Source organism: Luteolibacter sp. (genome assembly GCF_039920825.1).
Lineage (GTDB): Bacteria > Verrucomicrobiota > Verrucomicrobiia > Verrucomicrobiales > Akkermansiaceae > Luteolibacter.
The window spans coordinates 1-20,175 of record NZ_JBDSCX010000053.1 but is presented as its reverse complement, the minus strand read 5'-3'; the positions used below and the strand labels follow the sequence as shown (position 1 = coordinate 20,175).

Genomic DNA, 20,175 nt, shown 5'->3' with positions numbered 1-20,175 from the left:
GGTGAACCGAATGAAGGCAGCTCCAAGGCAACGGGGAATGGCGGTTGGCAGGCAGGCGGTTCTGTCTCGTGTATGGCTGGTTGTGGCGATTGCTTTTCTAGCAAACGCCTGTGACAGTAAAACGGGGAAATCGTCAGAGGCGGCAAATGCCTTGCCGGCGAAGCCGGGCGCAAAGGACACGCCGGCGGTGACAAAAGTCGAAGATCGTGAACTGGCAGGCAAGAGCGGCAGGGATTTGGTCAACTCCCCGGTTTCGGTGAGAGCTGCCGCTTTCCGCAGGAAATATGACAAATACGAGCGCAATTCGCAGCAGCCGCTGAAGGCAAACGTGAAGGTCGCAGCCGGTGCCGCCTCTGTCCAAGGCCAGGAAAAGGCCGGCGGAGTCCCTTCCGATGGCCGTGACCGGGAGCTGGCCATGCTTCCCATCTGGAAGCGGGAGCCAATGGCAAGGATCCGGGCGGCCCGTCAGGAAATTCTACAGAAAGGGGCGCAGGAAGCCCTGCCGCTGCGGGATGCGCCGTTCCCGGAGAAGCGCGCATGGACGAAGCAATGGCAGGAGCGGAACCGGCCGGAACTGCGTCGCTTGGACCAAGAGGAACAGGCCTTGCTTCAAAGCCAGGATCCACCCAAGCCGGATCAGAAAACGATAGATGATCTGCTGGCCAGGCTTGGCGGGCGGATGCCCGAGCTAACAGAGGCGGACCTCGCGGTGATCGAGCATCTCCTGCCTTCTCCCCGCGAACTTGTGACCGCTCCTCCGGCGGATGAACCGACCCGGCGGCTGATGGAAGCCCGGCAATTGCTGGAGGCCCGTTTTCCCCAATCCGCCGCGCGCAAGGCTAACAATTTTTTTACCACTTACCAGACTTTCCAAAAAACCAGATGAAATTCACTTCCATTCTTTTGCTGGGCCTTTGCGCCCTTGCCCTGCCTTCGCGCGCGCAGACGACCAGCGCTGCGGCGATCAGCGAACTCATGGCTGCTGTCAAAGAACGACATGATGCGGCGGAGGATGCCTATGTCGCGTTTTTCAAACTCAACAAGGACTACCACGACATGATGATGTCATCCGAAGACGTCGCGGTTTATAGCGACCCGGATTATGAATATCTGGAGCTTTATGGCACACGGTATGGTTTCCGCGACGAATTTTTGAAAGAGCTGGATCCTCCCAAGTTTGAATTTGATCTGATTAAGGACGACTACAACGATGTGTCGCCGAGACCCGCTGCGCCGTACACTTATGATCCGGCCGTGACCGGGGCTCAGGCTGCGGCGAACTTGGCCCGAACTAATGCCCGCGCGCCTTGGGTGTCCAATTTGGCGACGGAACAGGCCAAGACTTACACCGCTCCGGATGAATCCGAGCTCCCATACGATCCGGATTACACCCAGGAAACTTACGACTACCCGGCATACCAGAAGGCGCGCTGGGAAGCTTGGGTGACGGCACGGAAAGCATGGATTGAGGCGAACGAGATAGGTGATCCACCGATTCCTAATATCGATAGGGAAGACTATACAACCGATCTGGAGGCGCATCCTGATTGTGAGGCGCGCAACGACGCTTTCCTCGTAAAGGATGAGGAGGACTGGAACAAGGCGCATGCCGCTGAGGTCAAGAGATTGGAGCGGGGGTTGGCGGCCGCCAGCGGCGTTGTGATGGCTGTTCCGGCTGGGACCTCATCGGGCTATTCGACCACAGCATGGGATACCGCCCGCGACGCATGGTACGAGGGACAAAGGATGACGGCTGCCACTGCTTACAAGGCGGCCTGCGTGGCCTACAAGGCAAGTCTCGAGTCCACCTCCAATAGCGATGACGTCAAGCGGGCCCGGGAGAAACTCGCTTATCTTGTATCGCTGGAAAACAGTGACGGTGACACCTCCACATTCGGGGCCGCGTTCCAGAAGGCCGTATTGAAATGGACCTATCCAAGTCCGTCCGGGGCGGATCAGGAGCTGGTGGCGCTCAATGAGATTTCACGGCATCTGGACCGGATCAGCCAGGCATATATCCACGTGGGAAAGATCGATTCACAGGTCGCGTTCGACGGTGCTTCGCTCGAATACCGGGCGGATGAGGCGTTTCTGCCGCTTGGCATCGTGACGCTGGAGAATCAGGCCTCCAAGGTGGCGGCCATCCAGGAACGGCTGCGCCAGCTGGACACGCTGCGCTGGCCGATGTTGCTGCGGCGCTACGATACTCCCGCCACCGTCGATGCGGATACGATTGATGGAGGAGCCAGGTCGGTAGATCTCGGCGAGGGTGCGACCGAGGCCTACTCGGCCAACGAGGTAGGCTACCTTAGAGGTCCCGACGTAGGATTGTACTCTCCCCGGTTGGAGGCTGCGAAGATTTCCGATAAGGCCGGGTGGGGTAAAACCCTCGGGCGCTCTGTCCTCCACTTCGACACACCCGGAAAATCCCAAACTGTTGGGGAAGGGTACGTCGATGACATTTCCGCAATCAAGGCCGGAGCGACAGGCCAGCTCTATCTGGCATCCAGAATTCATTCACAAGGGCCATGGGTGCTTCCCACCGCCACGCCGCCGCTGGACACCAAGTATTACCGCCTCGCCGAGGTTTCGGAAATTCCGGTTCGTCTCGGCGGGAGCCGGGTGAAATTTGATATCTCTGTCCTCGAAGGAGGTGAGGCATACGTCTACCATCCGTCCTGGCATCCGTCGGATAACAAAATAACGGAGGCGGATGAATATCTTTCGAATTTGAACTACAAGGCATTACGCCAATATGTCGGTAATATTGCCGATCTTGGATTGCCATCCTCCCTGCCCATACCTGCCGATTTCGAGGAAGCTGATGAATACGACTTCGAGTACTACATCGGGGTTTCTCCTGGAACCAGCAGAAAGACCCACCTCCCGAACGGCCAGTATCCAGCAGACTACAAAAGTTTGGATTACATCACCGGTGAATCGACTTTGCTTTTCAAGCCCACGTTTCAACACACACCGAGCAAACCCTTCGCGCTCGCTGCCTTGCCTACTCCCCAGCCGACCATTCGGGCGGGTGTGGAGGGTGCCGATCTTGGCTTGGAATTTCCCTTGCCCATCGTCGCCGCCGGCGAGACAACCGCGCCCACTCTGGTTTTGCCGCTCTGCGATTGGTTCGGGGGTGTTGCCTATACCAGCGACCAGTATAGCTCGACACATGGTTTCTGGAGTCATCTGCAGCTCAAGGGGGACCGTTCAGACCTGCTGGTGGGGTCGCGGCAAGACCCGCCGAATATCACCAGCTTCCTGCAAATTGATGGAGAAGAGTTCAGCGAAGGCACCCTCTCAAATTATTGGTCCTTTGATCCCGACAACCGGCTCATCACCTCATTGACCGGCAGCAATGGAAAGGTGGAGATCACTTGGGAGGGGCATTATGATTTCACGCTCAAATATTTTTACAATGGCTCACTGGTCCGAACCTACAGGGTCACGGCGGGGGGCGCTTCCACCGGCCAACTGATCGCGAAGACGCGACGCGTTAATTATTATTACGGACCTTTCATTACTTATCCCGAGCATTTCGGCGAGATCACGGTCACCCAGGATGGAAGTCCGTGGGCAAAAGTGACCATTGCAGGCGGCCAGACGGACATCGCGCCCGAGCATGACGAATTCGCCAAGGTGGAATATTTCAATGGCACTTCCTCAGCTGAGTCCACGCTCTACTATGTGTATGAGGGTGACTCTCCTTTATACAATGGGACGGTTCCCATCTCGATACTCACGAAGCGGGGGGCGGAGCCACTGATCGAAGACCGTCTCTACAATGACGTCCTGGCACCTCCGGCGCGGTTCGGGCTCAATCTTCTCTCCACGTCACATGATGACTGGCAGATGGCATATGAGGAGTTTTCCGATGAGTCCATTACGACACCGAGGGTCGGCTATCCGGCTTCCTGGAACACTGCTTTTGTTGGGACCAGGGAACTTAACGGTTACAATAGCCTCTTTCTGAGTTCATCCGGTGGAGCAGGCTCGGAGTATCTCCCGCGTTTCCGGTATCCAAAAATGCGGACGATGACAGGGACCGGCTGGACGTCGAATGGCCGGACCTTCCAATACGATCACGCGGGAAATCTAACGAATGAGGCTTTCAAGGTTGGTGGTTTGAATGCGGTCCGAACGATCTCACGTGGCAGCAATTCCATCACCGACACCACGGTTGTCGCCGGCACCACCTTGAAAACCACCAACACCGCCCTCTCCAATGGACTCGGCCGGGTGGTCACGACGGAGGATGGCATGCAGAACACCGTGGACTACTACGTTTCCGAAGCGGGAGGCGGTCTCCCGTGGCAGGTCAAATCGGTCGCCACGCAGCTCGGGTCTACCAGCTACTCCTACACGAAATCGGGCGATGGTGATCTGACGACTGTGGAAACCTTCAATCCGGATGCACCCGGACTTGACACCGTCACCACCACCAAAGTGAACAAGTTCGGCGTGCTTGTTTCCTCGGTAGCGAAACGCGGCTCCACCACCGTCAGCAGTGCCACCGCCACCGGGCATTCGACTAACGCCTTCCGCCGGCCGACCAGCATCGCGTTTTTCTCCGGCGGGGTGACCCGAACCCAAACCTTCGAATATAACAACGACGGCACCCTGAAAACGAGCAACGACGGGAACGGCACCATCGACCAATTTCAGTGGGATGTCCTCGGCCGCATCAAATCCGGCACCACGCTCGACGGCCATTCCTTGACCGCGACCTACGCGGGGCTCACCAACAGCTTTGGAATCGGAGGCGAGACGATTTCAAAACAAGTGGACAGTTATGGAAAGCTGAAGGAATTCACCAACACGGCCGGATCAGGACTCAAGGTCACGAAAGAAGCGGGGGAAACCTATGACACATCGGCCACCAACGATGGCAACCGCGGCTTCTCCCAGACTTATTCACCGGATGGATTTCCCACCGTCGCGGGCGGTGGAGCGGGAGCTCCCGGGGAGAGTGTTTCTTATGATGTCGCCACCGTCAACGGGAAGGGCTGCATCGTGATCACCTCGACTTTGGTTAGCGAGGAATCCGCCACCCCCTCGGTGACGAAGCGTTATATCGATGGGTTTGGCCGACTCGTCCGCGTGGAAGAGCCACATCCCATGGGAACCGGCACCGTTCACACGGACTACGCTTATAACGTCGCCGCGCGCACCGTCACCATCACCCCGCCCTCACCTTCCGCTCCCATCGTCACCACTTACGATCCCGGTTGGATGAAGGCGGTCACCACCCAGGGTAGCATATCCCGGGAGGTTTCAACCACCTCGTCGGGTGCCACCACCACCCTTTCGGTGAAAAACGCCGGACGCGAGGTCTATTCCCAACAGGTCGCCCTCGACACGGGTGCCGTTACCTCCAAGGTCAACGGGCGGAATTCAACCACTGCCACTCCCACACCGAACGGCAACCGGGTCAATATCTCCGGACCGAACCTCAGTTACCATGCGGACTACGACCGCTACGGCATGACCGGCACGGCCGGAACCATACGCGGGCAGTCGTTCGACTCTTCCGTGGGCCGGGATGCCAACGGGCAAGTGGCCACAATGAGTGCCAATCCTCCGGGGCCCAAAGGGAGCACGACCTATAGTTTCGCGAAAACGGGCCGTGTGACAGGGGCCCACGGCCCGGGGCAGGATCTCAGCGTGGCCTACAATTTCGCGGGCGGCGGCGTGAAGGCCACCGGAACGGACACGACCAACCACAAGGACTTCATCGCCGCGGAGGGGGCGGAAGGCCAGCCACTCCGCCTCGCCATCACCGGCAAGAATGATCTATCGGTTGAAGGGAATGCACTCAATGGTTCCAACACCCTGCTGGCCGCCGGTTTCGGAACCCAGGAGGTGCATTACACCTATGGCCCGCAAGGTCACCTGTTGGGCATGACCCGGCCGGATGGCAGCAGCATCGCCCAGACCTGGCGCGCGGACGGTTCGCTGGCCAGTGTCACCCGCGCGGACAGCGCCGGATCGAACACCTTTACCATGGCTCGGGATGCGGCGACCGGCTACCCCTCCGGTTACGCCACCGCGACCTCGTCCCTGGCCATGGCCCCGAATACGGACGGGACCATCGCGAGCTCGGTCTTTACCAGCAAGGATATCGACAACCAGAGCCAGACCTACTCGGTTTCCTATCCTTCGTACTTTGACGACTCGCCGCTGGTGGAGTCCTTCGGAGGCTCGCTCTCCGGTTACGAGGTCCGTCGCAATTACAACGCGACCACCGGTGAGATCTCCCGCGTGGAACTGCGGAAAAATTCCGCCGTTGTCCACGCCGTGGATTACACGCCGGACGGTTATAGCCAGATAGGAACCGTCACCGCCTCCGGCAGCGGATCCTTCAGCGCCACCTACAGCCACCCTTCGGACAACAGTGAAACCGTCACCGCCGGTGCCGCCGTGGCCACGCGGACCTCCCTGGCGGACGGCAGCGGCCGCCTCTCCTCGGTCAGCACCAGCGCGGGCGGGAATGCCTGGTCCGCCACCTATGGTTTCGGTGGCCAGAACCGGAACAGCCTCACCCTTGTGGCACCGGCCCAGCCTTCCACCACGTGGACTTATACCTTCCTCGGCACCGGCGGCATCGGCCAGTTGCAGACCGCATCCTCGGACCAGGGGATGTCCTACACCTACAATCATGACGCCGCTGGAAAAAGGACGGGAGCCACCGCGAACAACGCGAACCAATACACCGTATTCCAAGTCCCGGGGGCACAGACCTATACCGTCGCCGGCAAGGTCGTTCCGGGAGCCACCGTGAAAATTGCCGCGAATGGCGCGGCCCCGCAATCCGTGCCGGTCGCTGCGGATGGCACGTTCACCGGCTCCTTCGCCACCACCGCCAACAGCACCAGCTCCTCGTCTTCCTCCGTGCCGGTGGAAGTCGTGGCCACCTTGCCCGGCGGCGGTGATGCGGGTGCGAACGCCATCGCCGCGGATCAACGCAACGTCGTTCTTCCGCCCGGGAACTGGAGCAACACCTACGGGGCCCACGGCGCCCTTGCTTCGGACTGGCGCTGGATCTACAGCTATGATCCGGAAGGTCGCCTCATCGGCATGACGACACAGGTCGCCGCCGCATCCGCCGGCATGCCAAGGCTGAAGCTGAAGTTCGCCTATGATGACGAGGGCAGGCGCATCGGCAAGACCGTCCAGTACTTCACTGCCACCGGTGCCACCCAGCGCAAGGTTGAGACGAAGTTCATCTACGACGAATGGCGCCTCCTCGCGGAAGAATCCACTGACACCGCGACCACCGCGCCGGTCCTCACCTTCTACACCTGGGGCAAGGACATCGCCGGAACTCTCGGTGAGACCGGTGGCGTCGGAGGACTCCTCGGCATCCACCGCAATGGAGCCTCCTACGTCCCCGTCTATGACGCGAATGGCAACGTCAGCGCCATCGTCCATTCCACCACCGGCGCCAAGGTCGCCGCCTGGACCCGTGGCCCCTTCGGTGAGCCCATCTCGGACTCCGGTGCAACCGGCCTCTGTCCCTTCGGTTTCGCCACCCATTACACGGACGTGGAAACAGGCCTCGTCTACTTCGGCCACCGCTTCTACTCGCCCGCCACCGGCCGCTGGCTCTCGCGCGAGCCGCTGGGCGAAACCGAGTCGTTCAACCTCTACGCCTATTGCCACAATGATCCCGTGAATGGCGTGGATGTGCTGGGCTTGGAAACTATCATCGAACCCAATGGTTTGCCCACCCTCATTGCCGAATCGGACGGGACTTGGGGGATCTATCTCCCGACGGTCAAGAGGAGGGGGAATCACGCATGGGACAGAAGTGCACCCTTCAGGGTGGGGGCGATGGGCGATGTGGGTGCCGGGAAGTTTCTGAGAGGGGAATTGAGCGCGGAGAATTTAGCTCTTTGGAGACAGGCGGGTAACACGGGTCTACAGGCGGTGGACGCCGATCAGGATGTGCAGAGCCTCAAGACGGTCGGCATGTTTGTTCCCGGCTTTGGCGCGGGGATCGAATTCGCAGATGGCAACAACATCAAGGGAGCCGCCTATTTCGGAAGAGATGTGCTGCTGACCGTGACTGGAACAAAATTCCTGATGGGGGCCAAAACCTTGGGATCCATCGCTTTGCGCAGTGCCGCGGTAGGAGGTGCCCAAGGATTCACGTCGGCATCGATTGACGTGGGGGCCGGACGCGGGCAGGCGGCTTGGAATGGAGAAACCTACGGCCAAGGCTTGGGAGATGATGCATGGGACATTGCCAAGGCCACCGCCGGAGGTGCTGTCATCGGCGGAGTCCTTGGGCCGGTGGGGAGGCTGGTGAAGCTGAAGCCAAAAGTTGCTTCGCCCGATGCTGGTTTCTTCGAAAATGTGGCTCAAAAGGCGACTAGAAATCCTCAAAGTTCAAAGCTCGTCCTCGGGAAATATATACAAGATGGTAAAAGTTATGTGAAAGTTGCGGCTCATTATAAAGCCACTTACTTTAAGGTCGAAAACTGGGGCGAAGTAACCAGAGGTCTGTCGCAGCATGAAATCTGGAATATTAACGAGACATTCCTCCGGCAACAGATTCAGCAGGGGAAGCAAATTATTCTTTCGCATGATCCAGCGACCGCCACTGGATTTTTTGCACTGGAGGTGGATTTTCTCGAACAGATGAGCTATAAGTTTGTTGAGGATAACTGGGTCTGGAAGGCAGTAAGATAATCTGTTCTAATGAGCGATATACCAACACCCGAAGAATTCGAAATGGCTTCGCAAGCGATGCGACAAAAGGCTCGGTGCCTTGATGATGTGCGGGAAGGAGTCAAACGGAGATTTGGTTCGCCTGATCCTATTCGTGAGTTCTTCATTCTGAGTCAGCGAGATGTGGATTTTCGAGCATATATCTTCTTCGGAAGAGGCGAAGATCTGGAACTTGCAGGGAAAACGGGCTTGCAAGGCAAGATTGTCGATTTTGTGTTTTCCGAGCTGGAAAGGCTTGGGAGAGGTTCCCGAGACCAGATCAGGATGGCGTTTGAATTCGATTCACATGAGAATGTGGAGGCGAATTTTGAAGGGGATTACTCTTTGCGACTGCGGTCTTGATCAATGCGACAATCTAACTAATTGTCGAAATTGATTCGGTCTGATTTTAGTGATTAGATGCCTTCTGGGCTCTCAATTGGAGAGTGTTTATTTCACATTCCCCGGGCCATATTGCATTTCATCTCTGATTCCTTCTGTCCCTCCGATTCCTCCCCGCCCTTCTTTCTAGTCATGACATCCCGTTTTTGCCGCCTCCTCGTCGCGCTTATCTTCTTCACGGGCATCACGCTTTCCGCCGCGCCTCCCGGCTGGTGGGCGGTGGAAGGGACCAACTGTCATGCCATTATCGATTCCGCCATCACCGATAAGAACCCCAAAGGCCCCGCCAATATCGGACAAGCCAAATTCATGGTGAAGCGCTCCTTGGAAGAACTGAAAGTGCTCGACCCGGGGATGGCCGGGGAAATCAGGAACCTCCTCGTCCTTCCCCAGCCGAAGCCCGCGAACCGCTCGGAAACGCTTCCTCCCATCCTCGATTTGGAAGTTCCGGATCCCAAGCCTTCCAACTGGAGCCAGCAGCAGCACGCGCCCCTTCTCATCGGCCAGCTCAAGGCCGTTGCGCAACCCTTTTACGACTGTCTCTATCGCGACGCCCCGCTCTGGGTGGACTGTTCCAGTGCCGTTGTGTCGGAGCGCGGCCAGCTCCAGTTGAATGGCGCTAGGGATCCCGCGGATGTCGCCAATCACTACTCTTGGACATTCGCTACCGCGGACGACAACAACCACGCCATCGCCACCATCGGCCAGCTCAAGTCTATTCGGGTGAACTTGCAATCGTGGATTCCGGTACCGGTGGCCCGCCCGGGTTCACAGGGGAAGTGCGCGGTTAGAAAAAGTCGTTGAAGATTTCATCGCTTCTGGGTCAGCCCAGTCAAGCCGAGATCTTTCAGCAGATACTGGCTGTTTTGCCAAGACGGAAGGTCCCGATTGAGTGATAAAAACGAAGAATATCCCACCTTCCGCGCTGCTCCGGGAAACTTGACCTTGGCGGGAATGCGTGACAGAAAAAGGAATGAAGCGGGCTGCCCGTCGGGCCGCCGTTTTCAATCTCAACCCTCGATCTCATGAACCTCATCACACGACTTGGAATTTTCGCCACCGCGGGTGCCGCCCTCGCGCTTTCCTCATGCTCCACCGGAGGGAAATCCCCCTCGGGCTTCCTCTCCAACTACAAGCAGATGGACGGCGGCTATGGCACGGCCGACGCGGTCTCCGCCTACGTGAAACCCGGCGTGGACCTGAAGAAATACGACAGCGTCATCATCGATCCGGTGACGACCGTGGTTTCCAGTCCGGGAATTGACTCCAAGGTGACTGACCAGCTTGCCGCGTATCTTGGTGACTCGCTGCGCAAGCAGGTCGTTGGCGAACTGAAAGTCGTCAGCGTGCCGGGACCGACCACCCTCCGCATCCGCACGGCCCTGACCGATGTGATTGAAGGGCAGACGGGCGGCAAGGCGGTCACCACCGTTCACCCGGGTGCGCGTGCCACCCTGACCGGCACCGTCGGATCCGCGGAAGTTGCCGCGTTCATTTCCAAGGTTTCGTTCGAAGGTGAAATCCTGGATTCGGTATCGGGCGAGCGCCTGCTGGCGAATATCGACCATCGGGTGGGAGCGAAGCGCGAAGCCTCCGCCACCACTTCCTGGGCCTCGGTGCGCAGCGCGGTGAACGCGGGTGTGGAACGTCTCAACACGCGTTTCAAGACCCTCCGCGCCCGCTAAGCGACGGTTGATTTTTTCAGAAAGCCCTGCCGGATCCGTTCCGGCAGGGCTTTTTTGCGGGTTGCCAGAAGTTATTGCCGATGCCCACTTCGCCATGTGCCGCCGGAAACTTGTCCGGAGTTCACGGTTTACCGTGCTCTTGAAGAAGCAAGCTGAAGCTTGAACTCCGGACAGCGAAAAAAGCTCCTCACCGGGAGCAAGTTTCGGCAATCGATTTTAGCAAACGGTCTATGGGCTTGGTATTCAGGTTTTCCCAAGTTAATCTGCGTGCCGATGACGGACCGCGACGAGATCGCCTTTTTTCAATTCCAAGCCACGGAGAAAAGCGCTTCTCCGCGAACGCTGGCGAACTACCGGGACGCGCTCGCGGTCTATCAGAAATGGCGTGGCGGGAAATTCGCCGGATGGCGTGGGGAGGAAACGGATGATTTTCGCGACTATCTTTTCGCGCTGATGAAGCAGGGATTCAAGCGGGCGACGATCCGGCTGCGGTTCGCGGCGCTGCGGTCGTTTTACAAATACCTCGTGCTGCGGCAGGGGCTGGCCCGCAGTCCGGTGGCGGAGGTGTTGCTGCCGAAGCCGGAGCGGAGTCTGCCGGTTGTTCTAACGATTTCGCAGATCGACGAACTTCTCGGCATGCCGTTGCAAGGAACTGCGGACAAAAAATCACCGCTGTGGCTGCCGTTGCGCGATGCGGCGATTCTCGAACTGTTCTACTCATGCGGGCTGCGGATTTCCGAACTGCTGGCGCTGGATGTGAGGCACGTCGATTTCATCGGCGAGTCGGTGAAGGTCACCGGCAAGGGCTCGAAGGAACGCATTGTGCCGGTCGGTGGTCCGGCGCTCAATGCGATCCAACGCTATCGTCAGGAAGCGGCGGTCACCTCCGGGCCGTTGTTTCTCAGCAGCCGCAAGAGCCGGATCACGCAGCAGGCGGTGGATCAACTGCTCAAGAAATACTTGAAACGCAGCAGCATCCCGTTTGCCATCAGTCCGCACAAGCTGCGGCACAGCTTCGCCACGCATCTGTTGGATGCCGGTGCCGATCTCCGCAGCGTGCAGGCATTGCTGGGTCACGCTTCCCTATCCACGACGCAGATCTACACCCACGTGACCAAGGAGCGTCTCAAGCAAGCCTACGACACAGCCCATCCCCGAGCGTGAAATCCTTTGCCCGTCTCCTCGTGAAACTCAGTTGCATCCTCGGGCTCGCATCGTGCGCCACGCAGCCGCCGCTTCCTCCCGGACCTGCCGGGGATCATCCCGAAAAGGAGTTGGCGGAGCGGGTGGCTGCGAGTCCCCGGTTGGCGGTGTTGTTCGTGGGAAACAGTTATAGCTTCGGCGTGCCCAAAGCATTTTCCAAACTGGCGGCGGAACATGGGAAGAATGTCCGCGTCGGGCACTCGACGTTCGGTGGCTGGACGTTGACGCGACATGCGGCGTACGAGCCGACATTGCAAAAAATCCGCGACGGGAAATGGGACGTCGTGGTGATTCAGGAGCACAGCGAGATCCCGGCGCAATCGCCACGGAAGCGGGCGGGGCTGATGTTTCCACCGCTGCGCAAGCTGGTCATCTTAGCCCGCGATGCCGGGGCGGTTCCCGTTCTCTATCAGACATGGGGCCGCCGCGATGGAGAGAAGAACGTGCGGCATGATGACTTTTACAAAATGACCGAACGGCTGAGAGAAGGCTATCGCGCTGCTGCCAAGAATGCCGGCGGCCTGGTGGTGGTGCCTGTGGGGGATGCCTGGGAGCAGGAGTTTTCCGCAGGAAACGGCGCGCGGCTTTTCATTGAGGACGGCAGCCATCCGAGCGCGTTCGGGAACGATGTGACGGCGGAGGTTTTCTATCAGACCTTGTGGCTGAAATGACAAAGGAGAGCACGAGGCTCTCCTTTGGGGTTTGAATTTTTTCCGGAAGAATTATTTTTTCCCGAAAAGATAAACCACCTGATAGAAGCCGGCACTTGAGGAGTTGCGGAGCGCCAGATTGATGTAATAGGGCTTTGGCGGGGAGCCCTTGGTTTCGACGACCGCCTGATGGACTAGGGTGGTAGGGTGCGGAGGGGCATTGTCGTAATAATTCTCACCTCCCGACGAACCTTCGGGTTTAAAATTGATCGAGAAGCCCGGTCCCTTCAGCTCGCCTTTCGTGCCAATGGTGAATTTGACATTCTGGCCTTTGGTGAACACCGGGAATCCTTTGGGGCGGGTGCCAATCGGTGCCACGGTCGCCACTTTCATGGTGAATGTATCGCCGGGTTTGAAGTCGCCGTATTTTTTGGCGGCGGGCTCGGCGGCTTGGGCTTGGGTGACGGGGAGGAGCGCGGCGCAGCACGCGACGATGGCGGTAATTAGTGTTTTCATGGGAGGGTGAATTTGAATTCGCCGACTCACTAGCAATCGCGCCCGACAGCGACAAGGCAAAACATGCCGAGTGTTTTGAAAATCAGCGGGTTCAAGGGACTCGGAAAATTTTCTGGTTCGACGGGTCGCGCGCGAGTTGTCCGGACTTGAATGGCGGCGGGCCGGAGATGTCGATGACGTTGTAGGGCTCGTAAGGACTGATGACCTCGTTGGGATTCGCCGTGCGCTTCGCCATCGGATAGGTGCCCGGTGTCGTCGGAATCTCCGGCCCGGGTGGTGGCTCAACGATGGGCGGAGCGATGTCATTTCCCGGTCCGTTGGGATTCACGGGGACTGGCGGATAGGGAGGATTGGGCCTGAAATTCGGCGGCGGAACCTGTGGCGGAGGGGTACAGGAGGTCAATCCGACGAAGCCGGCAAGGAGAAGGAAAAGGACGTGTTTGGACATGGGCTTGGGACTCTTATTGTTGGAACTCTATTCGAATCAACGGGATCGCGCAATCAGATGCTTGGAGAGAATGAGCAGCTTGCGGGCTTTCGAAAGCCGGTAGCGCTTTTTGAAAACCTGGAATCGGTCGGCACGCATTTTTCCCAACAAGGTCTGATAGATTTCCCCCATGATTTGGGCGGAAAGGAGTGCCTGGCGATCCGCAGGTGGGATGAGCTGGCGGGCTTTCTGGAAAAAGGCTTCGGCGCGATCCGCTTCGTAGTCCATCAACGCGAGGAAGCGGCTATCCCGGACGCGGCAGACGAGGTCCTGCTCCGTATAACCGAAGCGCGCGAGATCCTCCAACGGCAGATAGATCCGCTGTCCGTTGTCGAGATCCTCGGCGATGTCACGAAGGATGTTGGTCAATTGCAGCGCCTGTCCCAACGCCACGGCGTAGCGCTCGGACGCGGGATCCTTGCAGCCGAAGATGCGGATGGAAACGAGCCCCACCGCGCAGGCGACTTTCCAGACGTAGCCGGAAAGTTGTTCCTGGATTTCAAACCGCTGGGGCTGCAAGTCCATCATGCAGCCATCGATGATCGCGACTAGGAGTTCGGTTGGGATTTGTTGCCGCTCGCGCAGGGAAAGGACTTCTTGTTGGAAACTGTTTGGGTTTTCAAAACCGTGGGTGAGCCCGTTTTTCCATGCCTCCAGGGATTTGATCCGCTCGTCCGCAGGCACTGCGGGAGCGTCTGCCAGATCGTCCATCGTCCGGCAGAACGCGTAGAAAACCACCATGTCCTGCCGCCGTTCGCGCGGCAGAATATTCAGCGCGAAGGCCAGGTTCGACTTCGCCTTGCGGGTGATTTGCGAGGCGGCGGACACGGCATCAGTGAATGAATCCCCAGTGGCCGGTGGTGATCGGCCAGAGCGAGAAGAGCGCGGGGCCAACGAGGTTGTATTCTTTCACGGAACCCCAGTAACGGGAATCGAGCGAGTTACCGGTATTGTCGCCGAAGGCGGCATACTCGCGCAGACCGGGCTTGGCCTCGGATTTCAATTCGAGGATATCTCCCGGTTTCGAAATGTATTGCGGGAGCTTCCGGCCGTTCGCCATCGGACGTTCCATTTGGGCGTAGCCGTAGCCGCCGGAGTTGATGCTGTAGGCGCCTTCGCCGCGGATGACGCGCTGGATGCCGGGCTCCTGGGCGATTTTTCCGTTCACCATGAGATTGGGAGAGAGGACGGAGAGCTTGTCACCCGGCACGCCGACGAGGCGCTTGATGTAGTGCGAGCCGGCACCTTGGGGCCCGCTGCGCTTTTGGATTCCTTCGATGCCGATGGTGTCGAAAACAAAGACCTCGCCACGTTTCGGCTTGCGGAACTGATAGGAAAACTTGTCCACCAGCACGAGATCGCCGGAATCGATGTAGCCTTCGCAAAGTACCGTGCCTTTGGGGATCAATCCGCCGTGCGCCCGGGCGAAACCGATGGCTTGGCTGAGCCCGAGTTTGTCCAGCGGACCGGAGGGTGCGGGGAGTCGCAGGGAAGTGCCGTCGGAGAATTGGAGTTCCGAACGGCTGAAAAAGTGCAGGAACTGGGTGTCCTTCATGTCAGTGACATACCGGTCCCGGTCAACGGCCTCATAGACGTAGGTTCTGCCGCGCATGGCTTTTTCCCACATCTGTACTGGAAAGCTCGGCCATTCTCCTTTCGGTTTCGCCGTGCCGATGATGCCGTTGAGCGTCGGCTGCATGGATCCGGTCGGAATCCGGAAAGGCTGCAAATAGTAAGCGCGAAGTCCCAGCGCGATGACGATGGCGACGAACATCACCTCGACGTTTTCCTCAAACCAACCGAGTGGCGCTTCTTTCGGCAGGGCATTCTCACAGACCGCGCGGATCTGCTTGGATGCTTCGTCCACTTTCGCGAGATCCTTGGACTTGATCGCTGCCAACAGATCATCGCGGCGGGAATTGATTTCCGCCACGCGTTCGGGCTTCAGCAGGTCGCGTTTGTAATCGACGAATTTCTTCGCGCCCTTGACGAGGTGCAGCGCGTCCTTTTTCCACTTGGGCGAAAACATGCGCGAAGTCTCACGGGGGAAACGCCCGACTGCAAGCGCGGAGAGGCGCGGGAAATGCTGTCGCCACCGCTGCTTCAGTTAGCCGCGACGGCGCGGGATTTCGCGCGGATGATGCGGACGGGAATCGGGTTCGCCGCGTCTTCCAGCATTTTCCGTCGGGCGAGCAGGCCGAAGCGTGCGTTCCGGTTCGGTGTCCAGCCCTCGCTGACCGACACGCTTTCCTCCGGCGTGAGCAGTGCCCGGGCGGTGCTTTCCAGCCAAGGGGTCAAATTCGCCAGCTCGTCGCCGCTGAAACGATGAAACACCGGCTCCTTGAAACTTACGATCAAATCCCCCTCGCGGGTGGGCTCCGTCACAAAGCGCACATCCGGCTCCGAGCAAGCGGCCAGTTTCTTGCGCGCCACCGCCAAAGGATCCTCGCAAGGTTCATCAACGATCACGGCTGTTCCCATCTTGAAAACCACGAAACTCCGGGATTCGGTTACGTTGCCCGAACAGAAGCGGACCAGGTTTTCCGATGAGGTTTCCGGAATAGCGAGGCCCGCAGGTTTGGCCTGTTTGGCGGGAATGATTTCGTTGTCCATGATGGGATGGGCCTGCACCACATCCGGATTTTTAAATTTTTTCACGGGCAGTATGATCGCCGCACCAAGCCCGAAAATTCCGGCCAGCAACAATGCTCCGGACAGGGCGATCCGTGACGAGAGAGGAGTCTTTGTGTCGCGCGTTGGATTGAACATACGAAGGTATTATAAAAAAATTGACAATTAAGCAATCTTAAATATAAATATTCCCGCAATCACCCCACCCCATGAAACCAGCACTCCCACAACCCCGTGGCCTGCTGTCCAGTTTGCCCCCTCTGTTCCCGATGCTGTCCCTTGGCATCGCTACGCTGGGTTTGAACGGACAGGCCTCCGCCATCGCTGTCGATAGCGAGCTAGTATTGCTAGTCGATGTTACGCAGTCCGGCCTCAATAAAAAGGATTTCGGCTCGCTGATGGACAGTTACGCGTCCTCGTTCACGAGTTCGGAGGTTTTGAGATCAATCCAGTCCGGAACTTTCGGGCGGATCGCGGTTTCCATGATGTTTTACGGAAATTCCTCGGTTCAGGAAGTTGGCATCCCATGGATGTCGATTGGAAATGCGACGGAAGCCGCGCAATTCGCAGCCTTGGCCAGCAATATTTCCAAACCGTTTTCAAACGGATCCGCAGATATTGCGAGTGCGCTAACGGCGGCCACCCTGTCCTTTGGAAAAGAAACCGGTGGCTTGTCCAACGGCTTCGAGAGCAACGTGCAAATCATCGATGTTGCCGCCGCTTCGACTCCCGGCGGATCGGGCCAGGCGGCTCGCGATGCCGCATTGCAGTCCGGAGTGGATCTGATCAACGCCATCGCGTTGGGCAACAAGGCTACGGCCATCGCATCCTATTTCAGCACCGATGTCATCGGCAGCACTCTCAGTGGTGTCGCCGCGACTTCAACGACGTCTCCCGTCAATACGCTGCTCACGGCGGCTCTAACCACCGAGATCACCGGCTCGGTTTCCATGGGGGCCAGTGCGGTTCCCGAGCCCCATACGGCGCTTGCCCTGATGACGGGACTTGGCTTCATGCTGATTCTCCGCCGCAGATCCTGAATTTCCATGACAATCCCCCATGAAAGCCTCCCCACGCTCTGCTGTGATCAACCGGATTTCCGAATGTGAGCCTGACATCGACCCGGAGGTCGCTAGACAGGTCGGCCAGGAAATCCTCGAGAAACGACTCGATCCCGCGACTTGGGCGACCGCGCTTTCCGCGAGCGGCGGTGAGCATCAGGAAGCTCTGGCAGCTTACGCACGCATCCGTATCCAGCAGGTCAGCACCCGCCGCCGGCTGCGGCATTCCAAGGCGAAGTCCTTTGAGTTTCGCCGCGTGACCCAGTGCTTCGGCGTGAAAACCGTCCAGGATCTGCTCCAGCGATCGAATCCCAGCAAGCAACTGAACTTTCTCAAACCCAAGCTTTCCATTTTCACCCTGGTGACTTTGGGAATCGGCTCGGCCGGCTGCGTGGGAGCGGCGGGTCGCTTGTTAGGTGCATTGATACCCGAACGGCTTGTGGCAATGGTTCCGTTGCTGGCGCTCGCCAGCGGGATCGCCGCAGTGACCGCCGCGGTTTTGCTCCGTTATCTTCTGCCAAAGCGCTGGATCATGTTAGGCTGGAACACCGGACTGCATTTCACCTGCATGTGCGCTTGTTTCGCATCCCTGCTTTTCGGAGTGAAACTGATCGCCCATGCGCCTCCGTTGGAAACCCGGGTGGTGGAACCCGCCAAATCAGCGTCATCTCCAACAGCGCCGGTTCTCATCAAGGCGAAGCTCAAGAATCCGGACCTGACCGCACTCAATCGCGCGGCCCGCTGAGATCATTTCCCTGCCGGTGTTTTGAGCTTTTTCCAATCCTCATCGGAAACGCAGCAGGGATCCGCGGCAACCCAGTGACCGGGGGAAATTTCGCGAAGCGATAGATCCGCGCCGACGGTCTCCGCGTAGCGCGGATGATTCATGCGGTGGCCGAAGGCGCTGCCGGGCGGCGGATCGATGGGCGAGGGGACATCTCCTTCGAGTAGGATTTTTTTCCGTTTCACCGTGGGGTCGTGCGAGGGAATCGCCGACAGAAGTGCCTTCGTGTAGGCATGGCGTGGATCCTGATAGATCGCCTCCGCTGAAGCGAGTTCGACGATTTTTCCGAGATACATCACGGCCACCCGGTCGCTCACATGTTTCACCACCGAGAGGTCGTGGGCGATGAACAGATAGGACAAGCCGAATTCCTTTTGCAGCTCGACGAGCAGGTTGAGAATCTGCGACTGCACTGAGACGTCGAGCGCAGAGACCGGCTCGTCGCAAACGATGAGCTTCGGCTTCAGCGCAAGCGCGCGGGCGATGCCGATGCGCTGGCGCTGGCCGCCGGAAAACTCAAACGAATAGCGGTCTGCCGCGGAGGCAGGCAGGCCGACACGGTCCAGCAGGTCGTTCACTAACTGAAATCGCTCCGCCCGGCCCATGCCGTGAATGACGAACGGTTCCTCGATGATCGACCGCACACTCATCCGCGGATCGAGCGATTCCGCCGGATCTTGGAAAATCATTTGGAAATCCTTGCGCAGCGGACGCAGCGCGCGCTGGCTGGTGTGGCTGATATCCGTGTTGTCAAAAACGATGCTGCCAGAAGTCGGCTTGATCAGCCGGACAATCGCTTTGCCGAGTGTGGATTTTCCGCAGCCGGACTCGCCGACCAAGCCGAGCGTTTCACCCGGAGCGATGTCCAGCGAAACACCATCCACCGCACGGACGGCTCCCGTCTGACGCAGCAGGACTCCACCACGCACCGGGTAGTGAATGCGCAGATCCTGGACAGATAAAAGAGGATGGGTCATATGGGTCCTATAAGTCTTATGATGGCTTGTAGCACTCGGGACAATTCTCCACCCAGTGGCCGGGCGAGGCTTCGATGACTCGGGGGCGTTCACGCGAGATCGGAGCATTGCGCCCCATCCGCTGGCAGAAGCGGCAGCCGTGCGAGAGGTCGGCCAGCGAGGCGACCATGCCGGGAATGGTTTTGAGGACGGATTTGGAAGGCATGTCGAGCGTCGGAATCGAGGCTAACAGTCCTTTGGTGTAGGCATGCAGTGGATTGGCGAAAAGTTCCTCCGCGCTCGCCCTCTCGACGATGCGTCCGGCATACATCACGATGACATCGTCGCAGGTTTCCGCGATGACGCCGAGATCGTGGGTGATGAGAATCGTGGACATACCCATTTCGGATTGGAGGCGGCCCATCAGATCGAGGATCTGCGCCTGCACCGTCACGTCGAGCGCGGTGGTCGGCTCGTCGGCGATGATGAGGCGCGGCTGGTTCGCGAAGCCGATCGCCAGCATCACGCGCTGCCGCATGCCGCCCGACAGCTCGTGCGGATAGCCGTTGATCACCCGCTCGGGCGAAGAGATGCCCATGCGCACCAGCAACGACAGCGCGCGCGCATTCGCCTCGGCGTCGCTGAAACGACCGTGCACCTTCATGCCTTCGACCAGTTGCTTGCCGATCCGGATCACCGGGTTCAGCGAGGTCATCGGGTCCTGGAAGATCATCGAGATGTCGGCGCCGCGCAGGCTGCGCATCTCGGCATTCGACATCCCGAGCACATCGCGGCCGTCGAACAGCACCTGGCCCGACAGCCGGTGCGCACCGCCGAGCAGCCGCATGATCGACAACGCGGTCACGCTCTTGCCCGAGCCCGATTCGCCGACGATGCCGAGCGCCTCGCCGGGCCGCACGACGAGGCTGAGCCCGTCGACGGCGTTGGCATCCTCGCCTGCGATATGGAACTGGGTTCGGAGGTCTCGCAACTCGAGCAGCGGCGCGATGGGTTGCGCGGGCGCCGCGCGCTCAGGCGCTGCGACAGGTTCTGCGGTGGTTTCCATGTCAGCGGCTCAGTGAACG

Annotated in this window: 16 protein-coding genes; 9 read left to right on the top strand and 7 right to left on the bottom strand. The window is 58.9% G+C overall.

From position 1 onward, the window contains the following. Positions 1 to 10: 10 nt before the first annotated feature. From ABIQ96_RS16760 to ABIQ96_RS16730, 7 genes are all read left to right on the top strand, one after another. Entirely contained in the window at positions 11 to 886 is an 876-nt protein-coding gene (locus ABIQ96_RS16760; protein ID WP_348215771.1) for a hypothetical protein, read from the top strand. Then, positions 883 to 8,697, top strand: a complete 7,815-nt coding sequence (locus ABIQ96_RS16755; protein WP_348215770.1) for an RHS repeat-associated core domain-containing protein — start codon at positions 883 to 885, stop codon at positions 8,695 to 8,697. Before ABIQ96_RS16760 ends, ABIQ96_RS16755 begins: the two co-directional genes overlap by 4 nt. Before the next feature lie 9 nt (positions 8,698 to 8,706). Further along, entirely contained in the window at positions 8,707 to 9,078 is a 372-nt protein-coding gene (locus ABIQ96_RS16750) for a hypothetical protein (protein WP_348215769.1), read from the top strand. 171 nt (positions 9,079 to 9,249) lie between these two features. After that, positions 9,250 to 9,921: a hypothetical protein gene (locus tag ABIQ96_RS16745; protein ID WP_348215768.1), complete on the top strand. Its 672-nt coding sequence runs from the start codon at positions 9,250 to 9,252 to the stop codon at positions 9,919 to 9,921. A gap of 221 nt (positions 9,922 to 10,142) precedes the next feature. Next, positions 10,143 to 10,802 carry a DUF3313 domain-containing protein gene (locus ABIQ96_RS16740; protein WP_348215767.1) on the top strand — a complete coding sequence of 220 codons (660 nt, stop codon included), beginning with the start codon at positions 10,143 to 10,145 and terminating at the stop codon, positions 10,800 to 10,802. Between the two features lie 273 nt (positions 10,803 to 11,075). Further along, positions 11,076 to 11,966: a tyrosine recombinase XerC gene (locus tag ABIQ96_RS16735; RefSeq protein WP_348215766.1), complete on the top strand. Its 891-nt coding sequence runs from the start codon at positions 11,076 to 11,078 to the stop codon at positions 11,964 to 11,966. Beyond that, positions 11,963 to 12,676, top strand: a complete 714-nt coding sequence (locus ABIQ96_RS16730; RefSeq protein ID WP_348215765.1) for an SGNH/GDSL hydrolase family protein — start codon at positions 11,963 to 11,965, stop codon at positions 12,674 to 12,676. Before ABIQ96_RS16735 ends, ABIQ96_RS16730 begins: the two co-directional genes overlap by 4 nt. A 51-nt stretch (positions 12,677 to 12,727) precedes the next feature. Here the strand turns inward: ABIQ96_RS16730 and ABIQ96_RS16725 are convergent, their stop codons facing one another. From ABIQ96_RS16725 to ABIQ96_RS16705, 5 genes are all read right to left on the bottom strand, one after another. Beyond that, entirely contained in the window at positions 12,728 to 13,171 is a 444-nt protein-coding gene (locus ABIQ96_RS16725; RefSeq protein WP_348215764.1) for a hypothetical protein, read from the bottom strand. A 91-nt stretch (positions 13,172 to 13,262) separates the two neighbouring features. Then, a complete protein-coding gene (locus ABIQ96_RS16720; protein WP_348215763.1) occupies positions 13,263 to 13,619 on the bottom strand; it encodes a hypothetical protein in 357 nt (118 codons plus the stop codon). Between the two features lie 36 nt (positions 13,620 to 13,655). Beyond that, positions 13,656 to 14,486, bottom strand: coding sequence for a phytoene/squalene synthase family protein (locus ABIQ96_RS16715; protein ID WP_348215762.1), 831 nt, complete (start codon positions 14,484 to 14,486; stop codon positions 13,656 to 13,658). Between the two features lie 4 nt (positions 14,487 to 14,490). Then, positions 14,491 to 15,687, bottom strand: a complete 1,197-nt coding sequence (gene lepB / locus ABIQ96_RS16710) for a signal peptidase I (RefSeq protein WP_348215761.1) — start codon at positions 15,685 to 15,687, stop codon at positions 14,491 to 14,493. Positions 15,688 to 15,761: 74 nt separating this feature from the next. Next, positions 15,762 to 16,427: a hypothetical protein gene (locus tag ABIQ96_RS16705; RefSeq protein ID WP_348215760.1), complete on the bottom strand. Its 666-nt coding sequence runs from the start codon at positions 16,425 to 16,427 to the stop codon at positions 15,762 to 15,764. Between the two features lie 71 nt (positions 16,428 to 16,498). Between ABIQ96_RS16705 and ABIQ96_RS16700 the strand changes: the two genes are divergently transcribed. Both ABIQ96_RS16700 and ABIQ96_RS16695 read left to right on the top strand, forming a co-directional pair. Then, the gene (locus ABIQ96_RS16700; RefSeq protein ID WP_348215759.1) at positions 16,499 to 17,329 is read left to right on the top strand and encodes a DUF1194 domain-containing protein; all 831 of its coding nucleotides are present in this window, start codon (positions 16,499 to 16,501) and stop codon (positions 17,327 to 17,329) included. Between the two features lie 19 nt (positions 17,330 to 17,348). Continuing rightward, positions 17,349 to 18,095 carry a hypothetical protein gene (locus ABIQ96_RS16695; protein ID WP_348215758.1) on the top strand — a complete coding sequence of 249 codons (747 nt, stop codon included), beginning with the start codon at positions 17,349 to 17,351 and terminating at the stop codon, positions 18,093 to 18,095. A gap of 2 nt (positions 18,096 to 18,097) precedes the next feature. Here the strand turns inward: ABIQ96_RS16695 and ABIQ96_RS16690 are convergent, their stop codons facing one another. Together ABIQ96_RS16690 and ABIQ96_RS16685 are read right to left on the bottom strand one after the other, a co-directional pair. Next, positions 18,098 to 19,111 (bottom strand): ABC transporter ATP-binding protein, encoded by a 1,014-nt coding sequence (locus ABIQ96_RS16690; protein WP_348215757.1) that lies wholly within the window; start codon positions 19,109 to 19,111, stop codon positions 18,098 to 18,100. 16 nt (positions 19,112 to 19,127) lie between these two features. Further along, entirely contained in the window at positions 19,128 to 20,156 is a 1,029-nt protein-coding gene (locus ABIQ96_RS16685) for an ABC transporter ATP-binding protein (RefSeq protein WP_348215756.1), read from the bottom strand. Between the last annotated feature and the right edge of the window lie 19 nt (positions 20,157 to 20,175).